This window comes from Youngiibacter multivorans (assembly GCF_017873395.1).
Lineage (GTDB): Bacteria > Bacillota > Clostridia > Clostridiales > Clostridiaceae > Youngiibacter > Youngiibacter multivorans.
Map to the genome: position 1 here is coordinate 24,864 of NZ_JAGGKC010000037.1, position 7,095 is coordinate 31,958.

Here is a 7,095-nt window from a genome sequence, read left to right on the forward strand (position 1 = left end):
TTTATAACAAATGACAGGTGGTGGTTGGTATGGCTAAGGATGAAACAAAGAAGAAAGCGTTGTCCCTGCTTGCAGCGGTGCTGGTTTTAGCTGCAATAATAATCCTTACCATAAACCTTTTACCGCTTCTTAAGACCATATCAGACAACATCAGTGATGATGAGATGCTTGCCAAGGAAATAAGGGAATATGGTTTCAAGGGAGTCGTCATTATGTCCGGACTCCAGGTACTGCAGATAATAACCATCGTGTTCCCGTCAGCAGCAGTCCAGATACTGGCAGGACTCACATATGGTATATTGAGCGGACTTGTCATATCCCTGGCAGGATACATAGTTGCTGATACACTGATATTCATATTGGTAAGGAGACTCGGAGCAACCTTTGATTTCCACATTGCAAAGCCAAAGTGGAGAGTGAAGCTTGATGAGAGCATTCTGAAGAATGCAGACAGCTACGGCTGGATAGCATTCATGATGTACCTTATACCAGGCATTCCTAACGGAATTCTGCCGTATATCTTTGCAAGGTCTGACATACCGTTGCACAGGTTCCTATTGCTGAACGTCATAGCCCTCTCACCTTCAATACTCATGTGCAGCATAGTAGGGGAGAGGATAGCCAAGGGAGATTACACCACAGCTGTAGCAGTGACATTGATTCAGGTTATGCTTGCAGTACTTGGGTATGTATACAGGGACAAGATAATGGGGTATATCAAGTGGCACAGCATAGGCAACTAAAAAAAGCTTAGCAGCAGGTTAAGAAGTTCTACAAAGGACATAGATACTGAATCCAATTTTTGTTTTTGGGTTATAACGTTGCATAGCAGCTGAAATAGGAATAGTTAGATAAGGAATGCATGTCTGAGTAGGACTAAGCAATTTTTACAGGGAGCTTTATATGAAATATACGCTGATACTTGGTGGGGCAGGGTTCATAGGTTCAAACCTCATACATGAATATGTCAAATTGAACAGAGGAGTCATCTCATTCAACAGAGAACAACCGGACAACGGTAATCTTGATGGAATAAGGGACAAGGTAGTGTCAATAACAGGTGACTTAGGCGATTCGGAATTGCTAAGAAGGATATTCAGGGAATACGAGATTGAAGAGGTCGTGCACCTGGTTTCAAGTCTGCTGCCTGCAAGTCCGTTTTATGATTACCTTAAAGAGTATGATGAAGTAACCATACCTACTATGAGGCTTATGAAGATAATGCAGGAAAATAGTGTCAGGAAGCTAATATTCCTTTCTTCAGGAGGTACGGTTTATGGCAGCTACAAGGAGAGCGGATACTACAATGAGGAAGACCCGCTTCGACCGATCAACTATTACGGCTTAAGCAAATGCAACCTGGAGGAGTACATAAGGTTTGAAGGAAGGAAAGGGAAGATAGACTATCTGATCCTGAGGGCTTCGAACCCATTCGGCAGGTTCCAGAATTTGTACGGAAAACAGGGACTGGTAGCAGTTATCCTTGGTAAATATCTGAGCAACCAGGAGGTTGAAATCTGGGGTGACGGAACTGTTGCAAGGGACTATATCCCGATAGGGTACCTATGCCGGAGCATAATAAGTCTAAGCAGCATGAATGCGTGGAATGAGACCTTCAACATAGGCTCAGGAGTTGGAGTGTCAGTGAATGAAATCATAAAGACAATTGAAGACGCACTGGACATAAGGCTTAAGGTCAGGTACAAGGAAGCCAGAAGCATCGATTCTGACAGGGTGGTGCTCAATATCGACAAGCTGAAATCATTTATTGATGTAGAGAAGATAGACCTCGGCAAATCGATCCTTGATTTCTACAAATATATTCGGGAGTGTGAAAATGATAAACGATAGACTGGCGATAGCCATACCGACCTACAACAGGCATCTGATACTCAAGGAAAATCTGGAGCTCATGTTGCCGGAAATAATGGAGCATGGAATAAAAGTCTATATTTCGGATGACAGCAGTAACAACCTGACAGGAGAGATGGCTTCAGAGCTTAAAGAGAGATATCCAAACATCGAATACATCAGGAACGATCCAAGGCTCGGACATGACAGGAACTGTCTCAGCACTTTAGGGAAGCCCGACCAGGAATATGTCTGGTATCTGGGGGATTCACAGATAATATGTCCTGGTGGCATAAAAAGGGTACTTGAAGTCATTGAAAGCAAAGCCTGCGACTTCATAGTAGTAAATTCGCTCCACAGAGGTATCGGAATCACATCTAAAGAATACACTGATGCCAACGAATTCTTTGTTGACCTTGCATGGCATACTACACTTACAGGAGCAACGATCTACAGGAAAGATAACCTGTTCAGGGTCTCCTATGACAGGTATCTCGGTTCAAACTTCATGCAGTTAGGCATACTTCTGCAGGAGCTTCTTGACAGCAGGAATGGGATTTGCTGGCTCAATGAGAACCTGATATACGGCAATGAGAAGAAGGGTGGAAGCTACTGGAACAAGCAGGTTTTCAAGGTATTTGCAGAAGACTGGGTTGATTTCATAAGCTCCCTTCCAGATGGATATTCCCGTGAAAACAAGGTAAGGGTAATGAAAAGTCATTCCGACAACACAGGCCTGTTCAATGAGAGAAGCTATATGGCATACAGGATAAGCGGTAAGCTGGACATGAAGGCATATCTCAAGTACTACAGCAAACTTAAGTATGCTACTTCCTTCGATATATTCAATGTCCTTCTGTTGGCATTGACACCAAGGCTGCTGGTTAAAAGACGTTTTGAAAAGATGTATGGGAAATTCAATAACTAAGGCATGCTGCGATATGGGAGGTAAACATGAAGATCGGACTCGTTCAACTGATGGTTACAGATGACAAAGAGAAGAACCTGAGAAAGGCTGAGAAGTTCGTAAGGATAGCAGCAGAGGATGGAGCAGACATGGTAGTGCTGCCCGAAATATTCAACTGCCCTTACGACAACGCATACTTCAGGGATTTCGCTGAAGAGAAGTTCGGAGAAACCTGGCAGAGGCTGTCCAGGATGGCAAGTGATAATAAGGTATACCTTGTAGGTGGCTCCATACCTGTACTCAATTGCGGGAAGCTCTTCAACACAGGGTATGTGTTCAACCGCCAGGGAGATGAGATTCATGAGCACAGCAAAGTCCACCTGTTCGATGTCAACATCGAGGGTGGAGTAAGGTTCATGGAGTCAGAAACCTTCTCTCCCGGAACCACATTCGGAGTATTCGATACTGAGTTTGGAAAAATAGGAATGGGAATATGCTTTGACATAAGGTTTTCTGAAGAGTGGCTGAAGATGGAAGAAATGGGTGCTATCATGTGCGTAGTCCCTGCGGCATTCAACATGACAACAGGTCCGGCCCATTGGGAGCTGACCTTCAGGGGCAGGGCACTGGACAATGAGATGTTCATGGTAGGTGTCGGACCGGCAAGGAACATGGATATGAGCTATCATGCCTACGGGCATTCGATAATAACATCTCCATGGGGAGAGGTTGTTGACCAGCTAGGCTTTGACGAGGAAGTGAAGGTGGTAGATATAGACCTGTCACTTGTCAAGAAGATAAGGGACCAGCTGCCGATAGTAAACAAGAGAAGAGAAAACGAGGGATAAAAATACACAAATCACAAAAATAAAAGTTAAAGAACCAGGCCAGACCGAAATGAACACGATTCATTTCAGTCTGGCGTTTTCATATGATCATATGATGGAGATGGGACTGATGAATAAGTGAAACAATTATCGAATTGTTCAAAATGATAATATATAAGGTTAATTTTATGATGATATGATTTTAGCAGAGGATAAAATGACTGATAAAATATGTACAAGTTAATGGGCAGAAGTAAGAATATGATTTGGAAAGAGGGATTGAAATGGAAGGGAAGATAAGGATATCCATTCTTGCAGCTATCTTATTTGCAATACTCTTCTTATCAGCCTGCAGCTCAACAGGCAGCAATTCCAGGAAAATGGGCAATACAAATTCAAACATATCCAACGGCGGAATGTCAGTGATGCATGACGGCTGGCTCTATTTCATGAACTACAGTGACAAGAATGCCTTGTACAAGGTAAAGCCTGACGGAACCGGAGAAGCCAAGGTCAGTGACGATATGGCTTACTACCTTAACTCATATGGAGACTGGATATACTACTGCAATGGAAGCGACGGCAACAAAATTTACAAAATGAAGCCTGACGGTACGGAAAAGACTCTCGTCATCGATAATATAGCTCAGAACATAATTGTTGCAGAAGACTGGATATACTACATCAATTATACAGATGAAAAAAATACTGAAGAATTCCGGAGGATCTTCAAGGTCAAGACAGACGGAACCGACAGACAAAAGGTGAACAGCGAGGATTCGATGGCATTCAATATGGATAGCGATTGGATCTACTTCAACAACAATAGCGACCAGAAGCTCTACAAGCTAAAGACTGACGGTTCAGGACAATTGAAGGTTAGTGAAGCTATGACACTATCCTTCAGCATCTTTGGTGACCATATCTACTATGTGGATTCAAGTGACGGAAACAACAAGCTCTGGAGAATGAAGCTGGATGGAACCGGAGGCGAAATGCTGACAGAAGAGAAGGTATCTGCATTCAATGCAAGCGGAGAATGGATATACTATGGAAATACACAGTTTGATACTGTGGGGCTTGAACTGAAGAAGATGAAGCTGGATGGAAAAGAGGCAACTGTAATTAATGATGATGACCCTATGTCCATAAATGTAAATGATGATATGCTTGTTTACCTCGGTTTCGATTTCACTAGCTTCGGCATAAAGCAGACTATAATGAAATCAGATGGGAGTGGCAAAAAGGACTATGTTTTCGTGCAGACCCCACAGGCGCAGGATTTTGAGAGACACCAGATGAACGAGAAGGCTCAGGGTGGTCCGATAACAGTAATTGTGACCTCAGCATACTCGACCAATATCTTGAAGAATGATGAACCTGGGTTTGAAGCAACCGTTTTTGACAATGTAACTGATGGTGCCTATCTTTTTGTAAACATGGAAGTATGGAATGAATCCAGCGAGGACATTGACCTATACCGCAGGACAGGGATTATCCCTGAGATTGACGCTATGGGTTTGGCTGTGTACTGGAGCACACTCGGAGAAATCACAGACGAGCAGTTGAATGATAATATAAACTTCCATCTCAAACTGGCTGAGTTTGGGGAACATATCATAGTAAAGGCTAATGATATTATGCGAGTGCAGGCATACTGCGAGCTATCTGAACCTGATTATCCGGTATATCTAGGCCTATTTGACGGCGAGACTGCAGATCCATTGGCTGTTGTCGAAGTTTTGCCAGGTGCAGAGCACTATGTGACAAGCTGGTCCCAGTCCTACGAAATAATTATGGATAGGTTTCCGGGATATGATATTACGCAACTCGGTGGTGTAGGTTACAAGATGGCGGACGACACAGAGGAGACCATATACTATGGATTCGAACTGAAGAAGTCAGGAGAAACAAAAGTTGAGCATTACCTCGTAAAGCGAGATACAGGAGTAATCTATATCGGGGCATTCGATGATAAGATGCCGGATTATCCAGCTGTGCCAATCAAGCCTTTAGATTAATCACTGGTAGTTCTTCATAGTTGAAGCTGTGAATTGATTTTTCCTGCCAAGATTTTGATGAATTCAAAGATTTAATACAATCAATGATTTGGTTGTGAATTTTGACCACTTCGAGGAGGATATGTCATGGGACACGGTATTGTGAAAGAGATGAAAGTAAGCAAGACAATCCTTATAAATGCTCCTTTTGCGGGCTTCCTAGCAAGATACAGATGGAACGGGCTAGATATTTCAGATTGGCTGCCTTTTGCGAACAAAGCAAAAAGAACCAGCGGGAACGGAGAGATTGGGACGAAATATGAGGTCAAATACCTATTGTCTGATTACCAGGTGGTCATATCAGCATCATTAAAGGCTGCAGAAAGAACCAAAGAAAGGCTTTATAGTGAGTATGACTTCAGCTTCAACAGCAGTTCACAGTCATCGGAGAAAAAAGGAAGCCTCGAAGTGGTGTTCAGGGCAACCGAAGAAGGTATGACAGAGGTTAATGTCATCATAAGGTATAACGATGAAGGCAAAATAATAAAAGAGCTTCTTATGAATGAGGTAACGTATTCCATAAAGAACCTTAAGATAATAAGCGAAGCTAAAACATACACACTTCGGGGAACTACATTGAATTAGGATTGGGGACATCACTAAAATTTAGATTTACCGTAATTACTATTCCAAATAGTAAAATTGAAATTAGGGGTGTATAGATAGCAGGAACTAATTATGGGATAATTGAGAGGGGAGGCTGACCTTTAGGATTAATCTAAGTCAGCACGAATGAAGTTCAGTCAACCTTTTGAGGAAATACTGCAGTGACTAAATGAGATTTACATATCGGTAGTCTCATTTATAATCATTCCATGAGTGAGAAAAGGACTGGATTCTTCTTAAAAATAGAATTATTTTACAGAGGTGCTGTTTATGGACAAGACCTGGGAGAGCGACAGATGTTCTCCACTGCAGCTGAAGAAGATAAGGAATCTTGCAGAAAAGCTTGATGGGTATGAGCTTAGCGTCAAAGTAGAAGACATGACTAAAGGGATGGCACATTCAGTGATAGAAGACCTTCTTAGTAGCAATCTGCAAAGGCTTATCAAGACAGGTGTACTTAAGGTAAAGGGGACAACTCCTACTGAGTCAGTTTTGGAAAATATAACTCCCACTCCTGCACGTAAGCTTAGATACAAGGTTACAGAAGGAGGCCATCTCTGGAACTATACTGACTTCAGGTTGGAGGCAGGAGGCACTCTTGTGGACTTTGCTACAGATGATAGACTAATACTTTTCCAGGTGATAGAGGTTGACCGTGAGATTGATCCTGAGCTGATCAGGAAGTTCGGATTGAAGGCCGAGCTTGATAAATGATAATTAATAATGGCTATAAGAATTGGATCCATGAATGGTAGTGTATTTTAATTTGTGTTTATACATGACTTAAGATACTAACAAGAGTGGGAATAGGAACAGGACAGGAGAGCTGAGACAAGCTCAGGCA

General features: G+C 42.5%; 7 protein-coding genes. All 7 read left to right on the top strand.

The genetic code is table 11. From position 1 onward, the window contains the following. Positions 1-29 precede the first annotated feature (29 nt). The 7 genes from J2Z34_RS16015 (at position 30) to J2Z34_RS16045 (ending at position 6,965) form a co-directional block, all read left to right on the top strand. Positions 30-743, top strand: a complete 714-nt coding sequence (locus J2Z34_RS16015) for a TVP38/TMEM64 family protein (protein WP_209460878.1) — start codon at positions 30-32, stop codon at positions 741-743. Between the two features lie 160 nt (positions 744-903). Further along, entirely contained in the window at positions 904-1,851 is a 948-nt protein-coding gene (locus tag J2Z34_RS16020; RefSeq protein ID WP_209460879.1) for an NAD-dependent epimerase/dehydratase family protein, read from the top strand. Beyond that, positions 1,838-2,779 (top strand): glycosyltransferase family 2 protein, encoded by a 942-nt coding sequence (locus J2Z34_RS16025; protein ID WP_209460880.1) that lies wholly within the window; start codon positions 1,838-1,840, stop codon positions 2,777-2,779. Before J2Z34_RS16020 ends, J2Z34_RS16025 begins: the two co-directional genes overlap by 14 nt. Before the next feature lie 26 nt (positions 2,780-2,805). Beyond that, positions 2,806-3,606 carry a carbon-nitrogen hydrolase family protein gene (locus J2Z34_RS16030; protein WP_209460881.1) on the top strand — a complete coding sequence of 267 codons (801 nt, stop codon included), beginning with the start codon at positions 2,806-2,808 and terminating at the stop codon, positions 3,604-3,606. 263 nt (positions 3,607-3,869) lie between these two features. After that, positions 3,870-5,606 (top strand): DUF5050 domain-containing protein, encoded by a 1,737-nt coding sequence (locus J2Z34_RS16035; RefSeq protein ID WP_209460882.1) that lies wholly within the window; start codon positions 3,870-3,872, stop codon positions 5,604-5,606. A gap of 126 nt (positions 5,607-5,732) precedes the next feature. Next, positions 5,733-6,230 (top strand): hypothetical protein, encoded by a 498-nt coding sequence (locus tag J2Z34_RS16040; RefSeq protein ID WP_209460883.1) that lies wholly within the window; start codon positions 5,733-5,735, stop codon positions 6,228-6,230. A gap of 291 nt (positions 6,231-6,521) precedes the next feature. Beyond that, complete coding sequence (locus J2Z34_RS16045; RefSeq protein WP_209460884.1) at positions 6,522-6,965, top strand: hypothetical protein; 444 nt, start codon at positions 6,522-6,524, stop codon at positions 6,963-6,965. Positions 6,966-7,095: the final 130 nt, after the last annotated feature.

What these genes read in the sequence shown, in the direction of transcription:
- J2Z34_RS16025 (WP_209460880.1), top strand. Translation starts at nt 1,838, where the DNA reads ATGATAAACGATAGACTGGCGATAGCCATACCGACCTACAACAGGCAT.
- J2Z34_RS16045 (WP_209460884.1), top strand. Translation starts at nt 6,522, where the DNA reads ATGGACAAGACCTGGGAGAGCGACAGATGTTCTCCACTGCAGCTGAAG.
- J2Z34_RS16035 (WP_209460882.1), top strand. Translation starts at nt 3,870, where the DNA reads ATGGAAGGGAAGATAAGGATATCCATTCTTGCAGCTATCTTATTTGCA.
- J2Z34_RS16020 (WP_209460879.1), top strand. Translation starts at nt 904, where the DNA reads ATGAAATATACGCTGATACTTGGTGGGGCAGGGTTCATAGGTTCAAAC.
- J2Z34_RS16040 (WP_209460883.1), top strand. Translation starts at nt 5,733, where the DNA reads ATGGGACACGGTATTGTGAAAGAGATGAAAGTAAGCAAGACAATCCTT.
- J2Z34_RS16030 (WP_209460881.1), top strand. Translation starts at nt 2,806, where the DNA reads ATGAAGATCGGACTCGTTCAACTGATGGTTACAGATGACAAAGAGAAG.
- J2Z34_RS16015 (WP_209460878.1), top strand. Translation starts at nt 30, where the DNA reads ATGGCTAAGGATGAAACAAAGAAGAAAGCGTTGTCCCTGCTTGCAGCG.